Here is a 16,346-nt window from a genome sequence, read left to right on the forward strand (position 1 = left end):
GAACGTCGCATAATGCCGATCACAGGTGCTCGGTGCTCCGAGGGCGGGAGCCACCTGTGCCGCGATCCAGGCTGACCAGCCTGGCGACACCCGAGCCAAGGAGCCGAAGACGTGACTTCTGACGCCGTCGTCGGGCGGCAGCAGGGGGTCCTGGCGGATTGGAACGACGACCGGGGCTTCGGCTTCATCACGCCCGCTGTTGGAGGCCCGCGTGTGTTCGTGCACGTAAGTGCGTTCCCTCGTGGTCGGCGGCCCGTCACCGGGTGCGAGGTCACCTACGCCGAGCTTCGAGACGAGCGCAACCGGGCGCGTGCATCGGAGGTGCGATACGTCGGCGCCGTCTGGGCCGGCCGTCCAGGCGTCACCGGGATGCCCCTGGCGCTCGCCGCAGCGACGCTGTTCTTCACCCTCCTGGTGGGCCTTCTCGTGCTGGACGAGCTGCCAGTCACGCTGTTGGCTGCTTACGGCCTGTGCAGCGGAGTGGCGTTCCTGATGTACGGCGCCGACAAGTCCGCAGCGGAACAGGGGAGGTGGCGCACGTCGGAGTCCACCCTCCACACGATCGCCCTCCTGGGTGGCTGGCCGGGTGCGCTGGTCGCGCGACGGGTCTTCCGACACAAGACGACCAAGCAACCGTTCCGCACGATCTTCTGGTTCACGGTCATCGCCAACTGCGTGGCACTTGCCTGGTTCGTGTACGACGCGCCTGTGACGCTGCCCTGACCAGGTGGGGTCCGCTGCACGAATCGGTGCCGGCCCCGACCTTGGCCGTTCGGCCGCCTGTCCGCGCCACCTGGAAAGCACCCGGACAGCCGCTGTCCGCCTCCTGCATGGTCTGGTTGTGCCATCCGGTTGCCGACAACGCTGCACCTGTGAACGTCAGGGGCCGGCCAACTGGATGGCGGCGTCGAGCTCACGGAGCTTCTCCGGCGAACAGGCGCCGATCCGCTCGACAAGAAGTTCCTCGCCGAGGCGCGTACCCCAGGTGCAGAAGACCGTCGCGTTCTGCGGGAGCGCGACTCGCACGACACCTTCCTCGGCCAGCCCCTCCGAGCTGCCGAACCAGACCTCGATCCCGATGGCTTGAACCTGACCGGCTTCGGCGACCATGCGGCGCCGGTTGTCGGCGTCGACCGCCTGGTCGCCGGACATGATCAGGAAGCCGCGTTTCTCGGCCGACGTGGCCGGTGCGACGATCTGCATGACGTGGACCTCAGAGCGCGCCTCGTCCGACAGCACAACCACCGGTCGCTTCCCGTCGATCTCTGCCCACCACAGCTCGCCACGACGCACCTGGCGAAACTACCAGTTCTGATGTGTGGCAAGGACGACTCAAGGCGCCCGCTCATGCCCATGGCGTGCGAGGCGTCGGCCATCCGGAGCTGCCGCTGGGCGTGCGTCGGGAGGGTGCGTCATCGCCGCGTGACGGAGAAGGGCGGCGGCTTCCCAGCCGTTGTTCGTCGACCTGCCGTCGAGATGGAGGGGAACCTCGCGGGTCTGCCCCCGCTCGTACCCACCGATGGCTCATCGCGTCCGACGATCACCCCCCAGCAGGTCGAGGTCGCGCTCGCAGAACCCGTGATGCGCCCACTCTTCGTTCAAGACCACCCGCAGACACTCGAGCACCGTCTTCCCCGCGGCGTACGGCGGCCAGCCCGGCCCAGCAGGCACGGGCGCGGGCGCCGACAGCTCATCGGTCGTCACGCTCGCCAACCAACGCTCGAGCTCGGCGGCCTGCTCCTCGCGCACCGTCAGCACCTCGTCGAGGCCAGGCGCAGCCGCTCGGTCCAGGCCTTGCTCCTCCTGGTCAGGCACGAAGGCCGGTGCCAACCCGATTGCCGTGAACCGTCGAGGTGACCCCAAGGCAGCAGCGACGGAACCACGAGTCGTGCACGAACACCAGGTGGCGCAGGGTCTCTACCGCCGACCATTCGCCGCCGACGCGCCGGTGCTCTGACCCCTCGGGCATGCCGCGCAGTCGCGCGACCGTGGATGCCCAGCTGTCCCGCAGGCCTCGCTCGGCCCCGCGTAGGTCTGTGGGGTCGGTTGATCGCATCAGCGCTCGCACCGGGTGCCGCCGGTCCAGCTCGGCCTCGACGTACGCCGTCACTTCGACTCCGTTGACCACCAGGTTGGTGACCAGCCCGTCGATGACCGCGTCCTGCATCACCACGCCGATCAGACGAGCCCGGGTCATGTCGCACTCGCGAAACTCGGCACCAGTCATGTCTTGATCCTCGAATGTGACCATGCCGGACACTCTGCACCGCCATACCGACATCCACCCCGCCATGGCCCGAGCAGGCTCGGGCTCACCCGGGCGAACGAGGCACCTGAGCCGGCGCTAGGCCAGACGTCGCAGCACCGACACCGGCACGCGCCTGATCAGGAACCCCAGCGGCACCCAGGGCCAGGCGGGGACCACGGCGGAGCCCTTCTCCTTCTCCATCGCCTCGACCATGGCGCGCACGCCCTTCTCGGTCGAGGCGACCAGGGGAGTGGCGGTGGCGGTGGCCGACATCTCCGAGACGATGAAGCCCGGGTAGAGCACGGTGACCTTGATCGGCGTGCCGTGGACGTCGGCGCGGAAGCCCTCGGCGAGGTGGGCGACCGCGGCCTTGGAGGCGGCGTACGTCGTCATGTTGCGCGGCATGCCGCGCAGGGCCGAGAAGCTGGAGACCACCACCAGGTGGCCGGAGTCCTGGGCGCGGAAGATCGCCGCCGCCGCTTCGGTCTGGGCCAGCGCACCGACGAAGTTGGTCATCGCGGTCTGGCGGTTGGCGTCGAAGCGGCCCGTGCCGAGCGGCTGGCCCTTCCCGATCCCGGCATTGACGACGACCCGGTCGAGTCCGCCGAGCTCGTCGCGGAGCTCGCCGAAGACGCGGAAGACCGCGTCGTGGTCGTCGACGTCGAGCGCCTTGACCACCACGCGGCGCTCGGGGTGGGCGGCCACGATCTCGTCGCGCAGCGCGTCGAGCCGGTCGGTCCGCCGCGCGCAGAGCGCGAGGTCGTGGCCGCGGGCGGCCAGCTGGCGGGCCATCTCGGCGCCCAGGCCGCTGCTCGCTCCGGTGATGAGGGTGGTCGGCACGGGGGTCCTAGCGGTAGGTGATCAGGTCGGGGGAGAGGTGGTCGGCGGCGTTGAACGTCACGAGCGTGGTGCCGCGCGAGCCACGGACGACGGTCGAGGTGCCGGTGTTGATCGACACGGGGTTGAGCCGCAGCCACAGGTCGGTCCGCGCGGGCTCGCCGTCGGCGAGGAGCGAGGCCGCCGCCCAGGCCACCGGTCCGCCGCTGGTCAGCACGACGGCCGTGCCGCTGCGGGGCAGCGCGTCGGCCAGCCGGTCGAGCGCCGCGCCCACTCGGGCGGTGAACGCCGCGAACGACTCGTCGTAGGACTCGTCGTGGTCGCCCGACGTCCAGCGGCGCGTCGCCTCCTCGAACCACCGCTGGAAGGCGGCCTTCTCCGACTCGCCGCCGGCCGTGGTGGGCTGGTCGTGGACGGCCAGCACCTGCAGGTGGTCGAACTCGCTCCAGCCGCGGTCGACGTCCGCCGGGGTCGACCAGCCCGCGCCGTCGAGCACGCCGGCCGCCGTCTGGGCGTGCCGCCTCATCCCGCCCGTCACGACCAGGTCGGGCACGACCCCCCGGGCGGCGAGGGCGGCGCCCAGCAGCCGCGACTGCTCGTGGCCGGTCGAGGAGAGCTCGTCGTAGTCGGCGGCGCCGAACGAGGCCTGCCCGTGCCGCACGAGGAGGATGCTGCTCACCGGACGATCAGTCCGTCGACGCGGCGGCCGATGACCTGCACGGCCGCGCCGAACAGGGCGTACATCTCGTTGGTCGTCTGGCGGTGGACGTAGCGGTAGTAGATCTGCTGGGCGATCACGGCCATCCGGAAGAGCCCGAAGACCTCGTAGAAGCGCCACTGCTCGGGCGTGACGGACCGGCCGGTGCGCTCGGCGTACGCCGCCACGAACTCGCCGCGGGTCAGCATCCCCGGCAGGTGCGTCGGCACCCGCCGCATCAGCTGGAACTCCTCGTCGTCGTCGGCCTGCACCCAGTAGGCCATCGAGCCCGCGAGGTCCATCAGCGGGTCGCCCAGGGTCGCCATCTCCCAGTCGAGCACCCCGACCACGCGCGTCACGTCGTCCTCGGCGAGCACCAGGTTGTCGAGCTTGTAGTCGTTGTGGATCACGCAGGTGGCCACGTCGTCGGGCTGGTGCGCGTCGAGCCACGCCATCACCGACTCGAGGTCGGGGACGTCGTCGGTGCGGGCGTTGCGGTAGCGCGTCGACCAGCCCTCGACCTGGCGGCGGACGTAGCCGCGGCCCTTGCCGAGACCGGTGAGGCCCGCCGCCCCGGGGTCGATGCCGTGCAGCTCGGCGAGCACGTCGACGGCGTGCAGGCACAGCTCGCGCGCCTGCTCGGCGGACAGGGGCACGTCGCCCGGCCACTCGCTGCGCGGGATCACGCCGGGGATCCGCTCCATCGCGTAGAAGTCGGCGCCGATGACGTCGGCGTCGTCGCAGAAGGCGACCATCGGGGCGACGTAGCCGAAGACCGGCGCGAGCGCCGACTGGATGGCGTGCTCGCGGTGCATGTCGTGCGCCCCACGCGCCTTGGTGCCGGCCGGGGCGCGTCGCACGATGAGGTCGCGGCCCGAGGGGTAGCGCAGCAGGTAGGTGAGGTTGGACGCGCCGCCGGTGAACTGGCGGACCTCCGGCTCGCCGTCGAGCCCGTCGGCGTGCTCGGCGTGGTCGCGGAGCCAGGCCGCGACCCGGGGGACGTCGAACGCGTCCTCCGCGCGCACCTCGCGGGCGCCCGGCACGTCGCTCACGAGCCCGCTCCCGCCTCGAGCTTGGCGGCCTGGTCGCGCATGATCGCGTCGTAGGCCGGTCGGTCGGCCCACTTGAGGAAGAAGGCCTGCCGGGCCGCCTCGTCCGGCACGATCACGTCGTCGCCGGCGTCGATGCCGGCCAGGACCGCGGCGGCGATGTCGTCAGCGGTGGTGGTCGAGCGCTCGACCAGCCCGGCGACCACCCGGCCCACGGCCTCGTCGCTGCCCTGCAGGGAGTCCATCAGGTTGGTGCGGAAGTAGGAGGGGCAGACGACGCTCGCGCGGATGCCGTGGGACGCCAGCTCGTGGCCGCACGTCTCGGTGAAGGCCACGACAGCAGCCTTCACCGCGTTGTAGGAGCCCATCCCGCCCGGGTGCACGAGCCCGGCGAGGGAGGCGACGTTGACGAGGTGGCCCGAGCGCCGCTCCTTGAGCATCGGGACGAACGCCCGGGTGCCGCGGACCGCGCCGAAGAGGTTGACGTCGGTGATCCACTGCCACTCCTCGATCGTGCAGCGGTCGACCCGCCCGCCACCGGCGACGCCGGCGTTGTTGACCAGCACGTCGAGACCGCCCCACCGCTCCCGGACGGCGTCCACGGCCGCGTCCCAGTCGGCGTCGGAGGTGATGTCGAGGACGAGGTCGATGCCGTCGGCGTCGACCCGGTCGGTGGCGAGCACCTCGTCACCCCTCTCGCGGAAGGCGGTGACCAGCGCGGCACCGAGCCCCGAGGCGGCACCGGTGACCAGGACGCGTCGCGCGCTGCTGCTCGACGGGGCGCTCACGAGGCGTGCTTCCCGAGCTCGATCTTGGCGACCACGTTGCGGTGCACCTCGTCGGGTCCGTCCGCCAGCCGCAGCGTGCGGGCCCCGACCCAGGCGGCCGCGAGCGGGAAGTCGTCGGACATCCCGGCCCCGCCGTGCAGCTGGATCGCCATGTCGATCACGTCCAGGGCCATCGCCGGCACCTCGACCTTGATCTCGCTCACCGCGGAGTAGGCCTCCCGGCTCATGCCCTGGTCGAGCAGCCAGGCGGCGTGCATCACCAGCAGTCGCGAGCGGTTGATGGCGATCCGCGCGTCGGCGATGCGTTCGCGGTTGCCGCCGAGGCTGGCGATCGGCTTGCCGAAGGCGGTGCGCGAGAGCGCACGGGCGCAGGCGAGCTCGAGGGCCCGCTCGGCGAGGCCGATCGCTCGCATGCAGTGGTGGACCCGGCCGGGACCGAGCCGGCCCTGGGCGATCTCGAACGCGCGTCCCGGGCCGAGCAGGACGTGGGAGGCCGGGACCCGCACGTCGTCGAAGGAGACCTCGCCGTGGCCCAGCGGCTCGTCGTAGTAGCCCATCGTGGTGAGCATCCGCTCGACGGCGACGCCCTCGGCGTCACGGGGCACCAGCACCATGGTGTGGCGCGAGTGCCGGTCGGCGTCGGGGTCGGAGAGCCCCATGAAGATGAAGACCTTGCAGTCGGGGTTGCCGACGCCGGTCGACCACCACTTGCGGCCGTTGATGACGACCTCGTCGCCGTCGAGCACCGCGGTGGCGGCCATGTTGGTGGCATCCGACGACGCCACGTCGGGCTCCGTCATGCAGAAGGCGCTGCGGATCTCCGCGCGCAGGAGCGGCTCGAGCCACTGCTGCTTCTGCTCCTCGGTGCCGTACTTGAGCAGCACCTCCATGTTGCCGGTGTCGGGGGCGTTGGAGTTGAAGACCAGCGGGGCCAGGAACGAGCGGCCCATCGCCTCGGCGACCGGCGCGTAGTCGACGTTGGTGAGCCCGTCGCCGCCGTCGGTGCCGAAGTCGGCGGCGTACCGCCCGGCGTGCGAGGCGGGGAGGAAGAGGTTCCACAGACCCTGGGCGCGGGCCTTGGCCTGCAGCTCGGCGATGACGGGGTCGGGGGTCCAGTTGTCGCCGCCGGACTCGCGGAGCCGGGTGATCCGGCGGTGCGCCTCGGCCTCGACGGGCTCGATCTCGTCGGTGACGAACGCGCGCACGCGCTCGCGCAGGTCGTCCGCGCGCGGGGAGAGGGAGAAGTCCATGGCGTTGACCTTCGCACACTGTTGAGCAATGCTCAACAGATGTCCGACGCCCCGGTGCCGCCCGCCGACGCGCCCGTCGTACGACGACGGCTGAGCGCCGACGACCGGCGCCGCCAGCTGGTGGGCATCGGCCTCGCGATGATCGTCGAGACGCCGATCCAGGACCTGTCGATGGACGACATCGCCGCGGAGGCCGGCATCTCGCGCGGACTGCTGTTCCACTACTTCCCGACCAAGACCGACTTCTACCTCGCCTGCATCGCGGCGGCCGGTCGCCGGATCCTGCGCAACACGGCTCCCGACGAGTCGCTGGCGGGGGAGGCGCAGGTCGAGATGACCACGCGCCTGATGATCGAGCAGATCGACCGCCGGCGCCGGTCCTACCTCGCGCTCGTCCACGGGCACGGGGTCGCCGACCCGCGGGTCAGCGAGGTGATGGACTCCGTGCGCGACGTCAGCACGGACCGCGTCGTGGCGGCGCTCGGCGTGCCGGAGTCGCAGCGCTCCTCGACCAGGATCGTCGTGCACGCCTGGTGGGCCTACACGGAGGACCGGGCGCTCACCTGGTCGGCTGTGCCGCCAGACGAGCGCCCGGTCCCGTTGTCGCAGCTGGTGGAGGAGTGCGTCGCCGCGCTCCACGCCCTGCTGCGGATCAGCTCCTGATCAGCTCCTGATCATCGGCGCGTCACTTCGTGGCGCGCGCCTTCACCGCGAAGCGCAGCCGGTCGTCGAGCGGCTTGCCCGCGCAGGCCAGCACCGTGTTGCGCCCGCAGCGGAAGCGGGTCGAGGCGTTGACCAGCGTCACCGACACCGCGGCGACCTTGCGGTTGTCGAAGGGCACCCTGGTGGTGCCGTCGCCGCGCCGGTTGAGCTTGACCAGCTTGACCTTGCGCTTGCCGTCGAGACGGTGGACGACCACCACGGCGGCCGGCGAGGTGCGCTTGTCCGGGCCTGTGATGCGCAGCGCGAGCTTCCACTTCTTGCCGTCGAGGCCCTTGCCGGGGCCGTAGACGTAGGACGCGGAGGCCAGGTGGTCGATCTTGGTGCCGAACCGCTTGGCGCGCTTGCGCTTGCTCAGCAGCTTGGCGCCGCGGACCTTGGGGCCGGGATACTCGGCGCCCTCGGGGAAGTTGGCGGCGGGCGTGAGGTTGCCGGCGGCGAACAGGGCGTAGTTCTTGGTGAAGCCACCCTTGCGCTTGAGCACCTTCTGCAGGGCCTGGAGGCTGTACTTCTTGCCGTCCTTCTTCAGGCTGCCGGCCTGCTTCCAGGTCTTGAGCATCAGCCCGTTGCCGTAGCGCGAGGTGAGGTACTCCCAGAACACCCAGTTGCCGTACTGGAACCCGTTGGTGCGGCTGAACGCGTCGAGCGGGATGTTGGGGGCGTAGATCTGGCTGACCGGGAGGTACTGGCGGTTGTCGTTGACCGCGGTCGCGATCCGCTCCTCCATCCAGGTCGCCGTGGACTCCATCATCCACGGGTCCTCGGCGTAGTCGTAGGCGTACTGGACGGCGTGGAAGAACTCGTGGCCTGCCGTGACGGTCAGGTTGTCCAGCGGCGTCCCGTTGGGGAACTGCGACGCGGCGAAGTCGTTGTCGAGCACGCAGTAGCCCGACGCGGTGCGCTTCTTGGCCCGCTTCTCGCCGGCGCAGAAGCCGTAGAGGGAGCCGCCGAGGTCCTTGAGGTAGACGTCGAACTGCGGGCCGCCGCCCCTGCTGCCGTCGGTCACCGGCGCGCGGAAGCCCATCTGGTCGACGATGGTCGACCACACCGAGTCCATGACCGCGAGGTTCTGGGCCGGCCAGTCGGGCGACGGCGGGGCGTCGATCCCGGTCGGGACGTAGTGGACGCAGATGCGGGTGTTGCACAGCGGCGCTGCCTCGGCCTCGGTGTAGCCGAACCCCTGGGGGTCGGTGACGCCGTCGGTCGGGCGCGCGAGGAGCGCGTCGGCCTGGCGACGCTGGTCGCCCTCGAGCTGGGTGCGCTTCATCCAGAGGTCGCGCAGCACCAGGGTCGCCGACGGGTCGCCCGCCCGGGCGTCGCCGGCGAGCACACGGCGAGCGGTCGCGAGGGTCTCGGAGGCGGTGGGCTCGAGGTCCTCCTCCAGCACGGGCAGGGCCGGCTCCGGAGTGAGCTCGAACAGGTCAGAGGGGTCGAGGACCCCGGATGTGCCGGGCGTGCTGCCCGGACGGTCGTTGGCGGCCGCGACGGCCGGAGCGCCGAGCGCCCCGCCCACCAGTGCGATGGCCACAGCGGTGGTGACGAATCTGCGCATGGTTCCCCTCGTGTCGATCATGTCGTGCCCGACCCTAACCCCGCCGCGACCCGACGAGGGTGTCGACGGGCGGGTGTGGCCGGGGGTCTCGGCGGCTCAGAGGTCGGCTCAGAGGTCGGCTCAGAGGTCGGCGATGTGCTCGATGATGGCCGTGGTGGAGATGGCGGGCGTGCGGGGCAGGTAGACGACCTCGCAGACGTCGGCCAGGTCGTCGAACCTCCCGGCCCAGTCGTCGCCCATCACCAGCACGTCGGCGCCGTGCTCGAGGAGGTAGTCACGCTTCTGCTCGAGGCTCTCCTCGACGAACACCTCGTCGACGACCTTGAGCGCCCCGACGATCGCGAGGCGCTCGCGCTGGCTGAAGATCGGCGCACGACCCTTCTTGCGCTCGTTGAGCGCGTCGGCGGAGACGCCGACGACCAGTCGCTCGCCGAGCTCGGCGGCACGCTCGAGCACGCGCAGGTGTCCGACATGGAACACGTCGAACGTGCCGAAGGTGATCACGGTGCGAGGCATGCGCGGCATTCTGGCACGCGGTGCGTGACGGGTGGTGGGGGAGGATGGCCCGCATGGTCGCCACCTCCGCCACCTCGCCGGCCGGCTCGTCCCCGAGCCCCCCGCCGATCACGCTGATCACCCCCGACCCGGGCGCCGACGAGGCCCGGCGACGAGGGCTGCGCCGGATGCGCACGGTCGCGGTCGGGCTGCTGCTGCTCGCCGCCTGCGTCTACGTCGCGACTCTCGGTCGCGACGGCTTCTGGGGGTTCGTCAACGCCGGCGCGGAGGCGTCGATGGTCGGCGCGATCGCCGACTGGTTCGCCGTGACCGCGCTGTTCAAGCACCCCCTGGGGCTGCCGATCCCGCACACCGCCCTCGTGCCCAAGCGCAAGGACGAGCTGGGCAGGGGGCTCCAGGAGTTCGTCGGGGAGAACTTCCTCCAGGAGGACATCATCCGCGAGCGGGTGGCCGCCGCGACGATCTCGGCGCGGGTGGGCGCATGGCTGGGGGACCCCGCCCACGCGCGCCGCGTGGTCGACGAGGCCGCCGAGGTGGCGGTGATCGCCCTCGGGAAGGTGCGCGACGACCACGTCGCCGACCTGGTCAGCCAGGCGCTCGTCCCGCGGTTCCGCGACGAGCCGATCTCGCCGCTGCTGGGCACGACCCTGATGGAGGTGCTGCGCGACGACCTGCACCACGGGCTGGTCGACCTCGCCGTCGACGAGCTGCACACCTGGCTGCGCGACAACCCCGACACGTTCATCCGGGTGCTGGAGGAGAGGGCGCCCTGGTGGGCGCCGCCCCGGCTCAACGACGTCGTCACCTCGCGGATGCACGTGCAGGCGATGGCCTGGCTGGAGGACATCCGCGACGACCCGCACCACCGGGCCCGCGAGGCACTCGACTCGATGCTCGGCCAGCTCGCCCACGACCTGCTCAACGACGAGGAGACGGTGCGCCGCACGGAGGCCCTCAAGGAGCGCCTGCTCGAGCACCCCCAGGTCGTCACGACGGCGATCTCGCTGTGGAAGGCGATGCGCTCGGCGCTGCTCGGCTCCATCCGCGACCCCGAGGGCGCCGTGCGCCAGCGGGTGCTCGAGGAGCTCGGCGTGTTCGCCGAGCGGCTGCGCGACGACGCGGCACTGCGCGAGCGGCTCGACCGCGTCGCGGCCGACCTCACGGTCTTCGCGGTCGAGCGCTACGGCGCCGAGGTGACGACGGTCATCACCTCGACGATCGAGCGGTGGGACGGCAAGGAGGCGGCGCGGCGCATCGAGCTGCACGTCGGGCGCGACCTCCAGTTCATCCGCATCAACGGCACGATCGTCGGCGGCCTCGTGGGCGTCGTGATCCACGCGGTGAGCCTGGCGGTGCACTGACCGGGCCTCCGGCAACCCACCCGCGGTCGGCGGGGGGTCAGCGCCGGCAGGGCCTCATGACCGGCATGACCCGCGAGCGGCTCTGGTGCGCACGGGCGTACGCGTCGTCGAAGTGTGCGAGGTACTGGTCGTGCAGCCATCGGTTGCCCACCACGCGCAGCATGACCTCGTCGTTGTAGAGCAGGCCGCCGCAGGTGGTGTTGGAGGTGCCGGTCACCACGAGGTGCGTGGTCCTGCCCCGGTAGCGCGCGTGCGCGACGAGCATCTTGTCGTGGGTGAGGACGGTGCGGACCCGGCCGTCGGGGATGTCGCCGCTGGGCAGCGCGCGCTGCACCCAGTTCTCCACCGTGTCGCGCGAGGTCACGATCCGCACCCGGCAGCCGCGGGCGGAGAGCCGGGCCAGCTGGGCGCGCACGTCGGCGCGCTGGATCACCGCGATCATCGCCGACACGTCGCGGGCGCCCGGGGTGCACCGGAGGGACCTGAGCGTCGAGAGGAGCAGGTCGCTGCGGTTGGGGTAGACGGCCGCCGTGACGTCCCCGCTGGACCACACCTTGCGTCGGTCGTCCCAGCGCTCGCCGTCCACCGTCAGCCGCTGGGCCTGCAGCCGGGCGAAGTAGTCGACGCCGAAGGCGTGGAGCCCGGGGTCGTCGATCTTGATGAACGAGTTGTACTGGCGGTACTGACGGTCCTCGAGGTTGGCCGAGGACGTGATGAAGGACTGCACCCCGCCGATGTCGGTCAGGAAGAACTTCAGGTGCTGCACGTCCTGGCTGTCGGGGAAGGGTCCCGGGGCGCGCCACGGGAGGCAGGCGCCCTTGCAGATGGTCACGTTGCGGATCGTGGGGTCCTGCTGCTCGAGCGTCTCGATGAGCCGGCGGCCCTGCTTGTTGAGCCGCAGGTCGTCGTCGCCGACGAGCAGCACCGTCGCGCCGCGCCGCTGCGCGGCCAGGATCGCGTCGGTCGGCGGCTTGATGTCCCACCGGAACATCGCGATGCGGATCGTGTCACCCGGGCCCGCGGTGTCGAAGAGCCGGCTGGGCCGGTCGAGCACGGTCGGGTCGCGCGGCACGGTCGGCGGCGAGGTGAAGCACACCTCGATGCCGCCCTCGGCCCGGCACCCGCTCTGCCCGGGCGCGGCGACCGGGCGCTCGCCCGGGGCCGGTGCGGTGCTGGCGGGTGCGGTGCTGGCGGGTGCGGTGCTGGCGGGTGCGGTGAGCGCCAGGAGCGGCGCGAGCAGGCACGACAGGATCCCGGCCACCAGTCCCACACGTCGCACCACCCGCACACCTTGGCACGGAACGCGCCCGGGCTGGTTCACTGGCCTCATGTCGCCCGAGTCGCCGTCGTCCCCGTCCGCACAGCCCGAGCCGGTCGACGTGCCGATCCGCGACGAGTCGATCCGGCTCGGTCAGTTCCTCAAGCTGGCCAACCTCGTCGAGAGCGGTGCCGATGCCAAGCCGGTGCTCGCCGACGGCGCGGTGCTCGTCAACGGGGAGGTCGAGACGCGCCGGGGCCGCCAGCTCGCCCCCGGCGACGTGGTCGCGCTGGGCGGGCAGGCGGCCCGGGTCGCCACCGGAGAGGTCGAGATCGACGTCCCCTGGTGACGTCCCCTGTGACGTCCCTTGCGGTCGTCGCCGGTAGCGGGCTACTTCACCTCGCGCGTCAGCACCCGCCAGGTGCCGACGGCCAGGGGCAGCAGCACCCACACGCCGACCCCGGTGCCGAGCTGCGCCCAGTCGCGGGCGGTGATGTCCCCACTCAGCAGGGGGCGGGTGACAGCGTTCAGGTCGAGCCACGCGCCGACGCCGGAGAGCGAGCCGACGACCTGGGTGACGATGGTCCACGCGGTCGGCAGGACGAGCACCGTCACGATGGCGACCGGTGTGTTGAGGAACAGCAGCCCGAACGCGACGCCCTGCAGGACGAAGATCAGGAGGGCCAGGACGAGCTTGCCGGCGGCGCCCGCCCCGAGGTCCCAGGTGCCGCCGCTGGCCAGGTTGGCGAGCGCGGCCGCGGCGAAGGCTACGGCCATGACGACGAGCCCGAGCACCAGTGCGCCCAGCGCCTTGGCGAGCACGACGCGCCCGCGGCGCGGCTCCAGGGTGAAGGTGACCAGGCCGGTGCGCTGGGACCACTCGGCGGTGGCGGCCATGATGCCGATCACCGGGAGCAGCATCGCGAGCGGCTGGATGGCGATCTGCACGAGGTCGGTGAACGACGCGTCGTCCGTCGGGCCCCAGATCACGAACGCGCCCAGGATCAGCACGGTCAGCGCGGCCATCACGATGACCATCCACCGGCCGGCGCGGGTGTCCACCATCTTGCGCACCTCGGCGTGCAGGGTGCGCGAGAACGGCACGCCGGGGCGGCCGGCCAGCGGCGTCGGGTCGCCCGGTCGGCCGGTGGACCCGTCGCCGACGGCGGGGGTGGTGGTGGCGGTGTCGGTGCTCATGCTGCGTCTCCTTCACGAGAGGTGGCGGCGGTGAGGTCGAGGAACATCTCCTCCAGGCCGTCCGAGCCGCCGCTGCGCAGCTCGAGGAGCACGACGGACTCGCGGGCGGCGATCTCGCCGACCACCCGGGGCTCGGCGTCGACGACGAGGCCGGCGCCGGTCCGCGTCACGTCGACCCCGTCGTCCTGCAGGAGCCGGGCCAGTCGGTCGTCGTCGGTCGAGGTGACCGAGGTGCCGCCGCGCCGGAGGAGCTCGTCCTTGGAGCCCATCGCCACGATCCGCCCGCGGCCGATCATCACCAGGTCGTCGGCGACGACCTGCACCTCGTGGAGCAGGTGGCTCGAGAGCAGCACCGTCCCGCCACCGTCGGCGAAGCGGCGCAGCAGGCCGCGCATCAGTGGATGCCCTGCGGGTCGAGCCCGTTGGCCGGCTCGTCGAGGACGAGCACCTGCGGCTCGCCGAGCAGCGCGGCGGCGAGGCCGAGGCGCTGGCGCATGCCGAGGGAGTAGTTGCGCACCCGGCGGCCGGCCTCCTCGTCGGTCAGCCCCACGAGGGCGAGGGCCTCCTCGACGCGGGCCTTGGAGACGCCGAGCGAGATCGCGGCGACCCGCAGCACCTCGCGGCCGGTCCGGCCGGGGTGCTGGGCGGACGCGTCGAGCATGACGCCGACCTGGCGTCCGGGGTTGTGGAGGTCGCGGTAGGGGCGACCGAGGATGGTGGCGCGTCCGGACGTGGCCGGCGTGAGGCCCGTCATCATCCGCATGGCGGTGGACTTGCCGGCCCCGTTGGGTCCGAGGAAGCCGACGACGCTGCCCGGGCGGACCTCGAACGAGATGTCGTCCACGGCGGTGAACCCGCCGTAGCGCTTGGTGAGGTTCTCGACTCTGATCATGGGCCCAGTCTTGCGGACCGAAGGCGTCCGTCGGGGAGGACCCTGTCGGGCGGTGTTCACCGAGCTGGGCGTCGAGGACCGGGTGCAGGTCGCGATCCCGGTCCACGACGCCCAGGCTGGGTGAGCGGTCGGGGGCTCAGCGCACGTCGAGCAGGTCGACCACGAAGATCAGCGTCTCGCCCGGCTTGATGGCACCGGGGGCGCCGCGGTCGCCGTAACCCAGGTGCGGCGGGATGACCAGGCGGCGGCGGCCGCCGACCTTCATGCCCTGCACGCCGGTGTCCCAGCCGGAGATGACCTGGCCGATGCCGAGGCGGAACTCCAGCGGCGTGCCGCGGTTGTAGGACGCGTCGAACTCCTCGCCCGTGGAGTGGGCGACGCCGACGTAGTGCACGGAGACGGTGGAGCCGGCTGTGGCCTCGGCACCCTCTCCCTCGACGAGGTCGGTGACCTCCAGGTCGGCGGGCGCGTCGCCCATGTGGGGGTCGACGTCGGGCTTCTCGCTCACGATCTCTCCATTCGAGTCAGGCAGGTGGGTCAGGTCTGGTGGACGTAGCTGTCGAGCTGGTCGCGCTCGAACTCGAGCTCACCGATCCGGCTCTTGACCACGTCACCGATGCTGATGATGCCGGTGAGCCGTCCGGAGTCCACCACCGGGACGTGCCGGACGCGGTGCTCGGTCATGGTCTGCATCAGCTCGGTGAGCCCGTCGTCGGCCGTGCACGTGCGCACGTCGGCGGTCATGATCGAGCTGACGGTGCTCTCCAGCACGCCGGAGTCGTCGTGCAGGCGGCGTACGACGTCGCGCTCGCTGACGATGCCCGCCACGTGCTCGCCGTCCTCGCTCACCACCAGGGCGCCGACGTTGTGCTCGGCCAGCAGGGCCACCAGCTCGCGCACGGAGGCGTCGGGGCCGATCGTCACGACCTCCTGGCTGCCCTTGCCCTGGATGACGTCCTTGATCTTCATGGTCTCGACCTCTCGTCCGGCAGAACGGGTGAGAGGTCACCGTAGCCAAGCCCGGCACCGAGGGACAGGGGTGCCGCGTCCCCGTCAGTCGAGCACCGGCGGCGCCTGCCGGGTGCGCAGGGTGCTGACCGAGCCGGGCCCGCGACGGGGCACGTCGGGGTCGGTGTCGTCGTCCGCCGCGCCCAGGAACGACAGGGCGGCGTCGTGGAGGTGGCCGTTGGAGGCCAGCGCGTTGCCGCCCCACGGCCCGTCGGTGCCGTCGAGCGAGGTGAACCGGCCGCCCGCCTCGCGCACGATGACGTCGAGGGCGGCCATGTCGTAGAGCTCGAGCTCCGGCTCGGCCGCCAGGTCGACGGCCCCCTCGGCGAGCAGCATGTAGGACCAGAAGTCGCCGTAGGCGCGGGTGCGCCAGCAGCGCCGGGAGAGGGAGACGAAGTCGTCGAGGCGGTCGCGCTCGTCCCAGCCCGACAGCGAGGAGTAGCTGAGCGACGCGTCCTCGAGGCGTCGCACGTCGGACACCTCGCACCGCGTGGCCTTGAGCAGGGAGCGGCCCGTCCACGCGCCGTTGCCCGCCGAGGCCCACCACCGGCGCTGCAGCTGGGGCGCGGAGACCACGCCGAGCACGACCTCGTCGTCGATGGCGAGCGCGATCAGGGTCGCCCAGACCGGCACGCCGCGCACGAAGTTCTTCGTGCCGTCGATCGGGTCCACGATCCACCGCCGCTGTCCGTGCCCGGTCGTGCCCTGCTCCTCGCCGACCACGGCGTCGCGCGAGCGGACCCGCGAGAGGGTGCGCCGGATCCCCTCCTCGACGGCCCGGTCGGCGTCGGTGACCGGGGTCAGGTCGGGCTTGCTCATGACGTGGAGGTCGAGGGCCTTGAAGCGGGACTGGGTCAGCGAGTCCGCGTCGTCGGCCAGGACGTGGGCCAGGCGCAGGTCGTCGGTGTGATCGGTCGAGCCGGTGCGGGGCATGTTCACAGGCTATTCCCAGCCTCGCGCCCTAGCCTGCACC

The 16,346-nt window shown here is 71.8% G+C and carries 21 protein-coding genes; 4 read left to right on the forward strand and 17 right to left on the reverse strand.

All coding sequences use genetic code 11. The features are described from left to right. Window positions 1-111 precede the first annotated feature (111 nt). Window positions 112-723, forward strand: coding sequence for a DUF1294 domain-containing protein (locus AC54T2_RS10545; protein ID WP_496666139.1), 612 nt, complete (start codon window positions 112-114; stop codon window positions 721-723). Window positions 724-879: 156 nt separating this feature from the next. On the opposite strand, the gene AC54T2_RS10550 is transcribed toward AC54T2_RS10545, so the two are convergent. The 8 genes from AC54T2_RS10550 to AC54T2_RS10585 all read right to left on the reverse strand — a co-directional run bounded on the left by AC54T2_RS10550 (window position 880) and on the right by AC54T2_RS10585 (window position 6,869). Beyond that, entirely contained in the window at window positions 880-1,293 is a 414-nt protein-coding gene (locus AC54T2_RS10550) for a type II toxin-antitoxin system PemK/MazF family toxin (RefSeq protein ID WP_186341581.1), read from the reverse strand. Between the two features lie 231 nt (window positions 1,294-1,524). Beyond that, window positions 1,525-1,815 carry a DinB family protein gene (locus AC54T2_RS10555; RefSeq protein WP_496666140.1) on the reverse strand — a complete coding sequence of 97 codons (291 nt, stop codon included), beginning with the start codon at window positions 1,813-1,815 and terminating at the stop codon, window positions 1,525-1,527. After that, window positions 1,808-2,251 carry a DinB family protein gene (locus tag AC54T2_RS10560; RefSeq protein ID WP_496666141.1) on the reverse strand — a complete coding sequence of 148 codons (444 nt, stop codon included), beginning with the start codon at window positions 2,249-2,251 and terminating at the stop codon, window positions 1,808-1,810. The genes AC54T2_RS10555 and AC54T2_RS10560 overlap by 8 nt, the downstream gene beginning before the upstream one ends. Before the next feature lie 93 nt (window positions 2,252-2,344). Next, on the reverse strand, window positions 2,345-3,088 hold the full coding sequence (locus AC54T2_RS10565) for an SDR family oxidoreductase (RefSeq protein WP_496666142.1): 744 nt from the start codon (window positions 3,086-3,088) through the stop codon (window positions 2,345-2,347). Window positions 3,089-3,095: 7 nt separating this feature from the next. Then, the gene (locus AC54T2_RS10570; RefSeq protein WP_496666143.1) at window positions 3,096-3,764 is read right to left on the reverse strand and encodes a histidine phosphatase family protein; all 669 of its coding nucleotides are present in this window, start codon (window positions 3,762-3,764) and stop codon (window positions 3,096-3,098) included. Further along, window positions 3,761-4,834 (reverse strand): phosphotransferase family protein, encoded by a 1,074-nt coding sequence (locus tag AC54T2_RS10575; RefSeq protein ID WP_186341584.1) that lies wholly within the window; start codon window positions 4,832-4,834, stop codon window positions 3,761-3,763. Before AC54T2_RS10575 ends, AC54T2_RS10570 begins: the two co-directional genes overlap by 4 nt. Further along, window positions 4,831-5,619, reverse strand: a complete 789-nt coding sequence (locus AC54T2_RS10580; RefSeq protein WP_186341585.1) for an SDR family NAD(P)-dependent oxidoreductase — start codon at window positions 5,617-5,619, stop codon at window positions 4,831-4,833. The genes AC54T2_RS10575 and AC54T2_RS10580 overlap by 4 nt, the downstream gene beginning before the upstream one ends. Further along, a complete protein-coding gene (locus tag AC54T2_RS10585) occupies window positions 5,616-6,869 on the reverse strand; it encodes an acyl-CoA dehydrogenase family protein (RefSeq protein WP_496666144.1) in 1,254 nt (417 codons plus the stop codon). The genes AC54T2_RS10580 and AC54T2_RS10585 overlap by 4 nt, the downstream gene beginning before the upstream one ends. A 39-nt stretch (window positions 6,870-6,908) precedes the next feature. On the opposite strand from AC54T2_RS10585, the gene AC54T2_RS10590 reads away from it, so the two are divergent. Then, a complete protein-coding gene (locus tag AC54T2_RS10590) occupies window positions 6,909-7,532 on the forward strand; it encodes a TetR/AcrR family transcriptional regulator (RefSeq protein WP_206054538.1) in 624 nt (207 codons plus the stop codon). Between the two features lie 22 nt (window positions 7,533-7,554). Here the strand turns inward: AC54T2_RS10590 and AC54T2_RS10595 are convergent, their stop codons facing one another. Then, on the reverse strand, window positions 7,555-9,141 hold the full coding sequence (locus AC54T2_RS10595; protein WP_489976594.1) for an MXAN_6640 family putative metalloprotease: 1,587 nt from the start codon (window positions 9,139-9,141) through the stop codon (window positions 7,555-7,557). 120 nt (window positions 9,142-9,261) lie between these two features. Continuing rightward, window positions 9,262-9,657, reverse strand: coding sequence for an FAD synthase family protein (locus AC54T2_RS10600; RefSeq protein WP_186341588.1), 396 nt, complete (start codon window positions 9,655-9,657; stop codon window positions 9,262-9,264). A gap of 53 nt (window positions 9,658-9,710) precedes the next feature. Here AC54T2_RS10600 and AC54T2_RS10605 point away from each other — a divergent pair, with 53 nt between their 5' ends. Continuing rightward, entirely contained in the window at window positions 9,711-11,018 is a 1,308-nt protein-coding gene (locus tag AC54T2_RS10605; protein ID WP_489976595.1) for a DUF445 family protein, read from the forward strand. 37 nt (window positions 11,019-11,055) lie between these two features. Here AC54T2_RS10605 and AC54T2_RS10610 read toward each other — a convergent pair whose 3' ends face one another. Continuing rightward, window positions 11,056-12,300: a phospholipase D-like domain-containing protein gene (locus tag AC54T2_RS10610; RefSeq protein WP_496666145.1), complete on the reverse strand. Its 1,245-nt coding sequence runs from the start codon at window positions 12,298-12,300 to the stop codon at window positions 11,056-11,058. 46 nt (window positions 12,301-12,346) lie between these two features. On the opposite strand from AC54T2_RS10610, the gene AC54T2_RS10615 reads away from it, so the two are divergent. Then, window positions 12,347-12,625: an RNA-binding S4 domain-containing protein gene (locus AC54T2_RS10615; protein ID WP_186341591.1), complete on the forward strand. Its 279-nt coding sequence runs from the start codon at window positions 12,347-12,349 to the stop codon at window positions 12,623-12,625. 41 nt (window positions 12,626-12,666) lie between these two features. Here AC54T2_RS10615 and AC54T2_RS10620 read toward each other — a convergent pair whose 3' ends face one another. From AC54T2_RS10620 to AC54T2_RS10645, 6 genes are all read right to left on the reverse strand, one after another. Next, on the reverse strand, window positions 12,667-13,473 hold the full coding sequence (locus AC54T2_RS10620) for an ABC transporter permease (RefSeq protein WP_496666146.1): 807 nt from the start codon (window positions 13,471-13,473) through the stop codon (window positions 12,667-12,669). Next, on the reverse strand, window positions 13,470-13,868 hold the full coding sequence (locus AC54T2_RS10625; RefSeq protein WP_496666147.1) for a DUF8746 domain-containing protein: 399 nt from the start codon (window positions 13,866-13,868) through the stop codon (window positions 13,470-13,472). The genes AC54T2_RS10620 and AC54T2_RS10625 overlap by 4 nt, the downstream gene beginning before the upstream one ends. Next, window positions 13,868-14,365 carry an ABC transporter ATP-binding protein gene (locus AC54T2_RS10630; RefSeq protein ID WP_496666148.1) on the reverse strand — a complete coding sequence of 166 codons (498 nt, stop codon included), beginning with the start codon at window positions 14,363-14,365 and terminating at the stop codon, window positions 13,868-13,870. The genes AC54T2_RS10625 and AC54T2_RS10630 overlap by 1 nt, the downstream gene beginning before the upstream one ends. Window positions 14,366-14,501: 136 nt before the next feature. Continuing rightward, entirely contained in the window at window positions 14,502-14,843 is a 342-nt protein-coding gene (locus AC54T2_RS10635; RefSeq protein ID WP_186341817.1) for an FKBP-type peptidyl-prolyl cis-trans isomerase, read from the reverse strand. Between the two features lie 59 nt (window positions 14,844-14,902). Then, window positions 14,903-15,334: a CBS domain-containing protein gene (locus tag AC54T2_RS10640; protein WP_489976598.1), complete on the reverse strand. Its 432-nt coding sequence runs from the start codon at window positions 15,332-15,334 to the stop codon at window positions 14,903-14,905. A gap of 84 nt (window positions 15,335-15,418) precedes the next feature. Next, window positions 15,419-16,306 (reverse strand): inositol monophosphatase family protein, encoded by an 888-nt coding sequence (locus tag AC54T2_RS10645; protein WP_186341594.1) that lies wholly within the window; start codon window positions 16,304-16,306, stop codon window positions 15,419-15,421. Window positions 16,307-16,346 lie beyond the last annotated feature (40 nt).

This window comes from Nocardioides sp. Z35_8 (assembly GCF_059621125.1).

What these genes read in the sequence shown, in the direction of transcription:
- AC54T2_RS10625 (WP_496666147.1), bottom strand. Translation starts at nt 13,868, where the DNA reads ATGCGCGGCCTGCTGCGCCGCTTCGCCGACGGTGGCGGGACGGTGCTG.
- AC54T2_RS10590 (WP_206054538.1), top strand. Translation starts at nt 6,909, where the DNA reads ATGTCCGACGCCCCGGTGCCGCCCGCCGACGCGCCCGTCGTACGACGA.
- AC54T2_RS10615 (WP_186341591.1), top strand. Translation starts at nt 12,347, where the DNA reads ATGTCGCCCGAGTCGCCGTCGTCCCCGTCCGCACAGCCCGAGCCGGTC.
- AC54T2_RS10595 (WP_489976594.1), bottom strand. Translation starts at nt 9,141, where the DNA reads ATGCGCAGATTCGTCACCACCGCTGTGGCCATCGCACTGGTGGGCGGG.
- AC54T2_RS10560 (WP_496666141.1), bottom strand. Translation starts at nt 2,251, where the DNA reads ATGGTCACATTCGAGGATCAAGACATGACTGGTGCCGAGTTTCGCGAG.
- AC54T2_RS10605 (WP_489976595.1), top strand. Translation starts at nt 9,711, where the DNA reads ATGGTCGCCACCTCCGCCACCTCGCCGGCCGGCTCGTCCCCGAGCCCC.
- AC54T2_RS10645 (WP_186341594.1), bottom strand. Translation starts at nt 16,306, where the DNA reads ATGCCCCGCACCGGCTCGACCGATCACACCGACGACCTGCGCCTGGCC.
- AC54T2_RS10640 (WP_489976598.1), bottom strand. Translation starts at nt 15,334, where the DNA reads ATGAAGATCAAGGACGTCATCCAGGGCAAGGGCAGCCAGGAGGTCGTG.
- AC54T2_RS10600 (WP_186341588.1), bottom strand. Translation starts at nt 9,657, where the DNA reads ATGCCTCGCACCGTGATCACCTTCGGCACGTTCGACGTGTTCCATGTC.
- AC54T2_RS10620 (WP_496666146.1), bottom strand. Translation starts at nt 13,473, where the DNA reads ATGAGCACCGACACCGCCACCACCACCCCCGCCGTCGGCGACGGGTCC.
- AC54T2_RS10630 (WP_496666148.1), bottom strand. Translation starts at nt 14,365, where the DNA reads ATGATCAGAGTCGAGAACCTCACCAAGCGCTACGGCGGGTTCACCGCC.
- AC54T2_RS10635 (WP_186341817.1), bottom strand. Translation starts at nt 14,843, where the DNA reads ATGGGCGACGCGCCCGCCGACCTGGAGGTCACCGACCTCGTCGAGGGA.
- AC54T2_RS10585 (WP_496666144.1), bottom strand. Translation starts at nt 6,869, where the DNA reads ATGGACTTCTCCCTCTCCCCGCGCGCGGACGACCTGCGCGAGCGCGTG.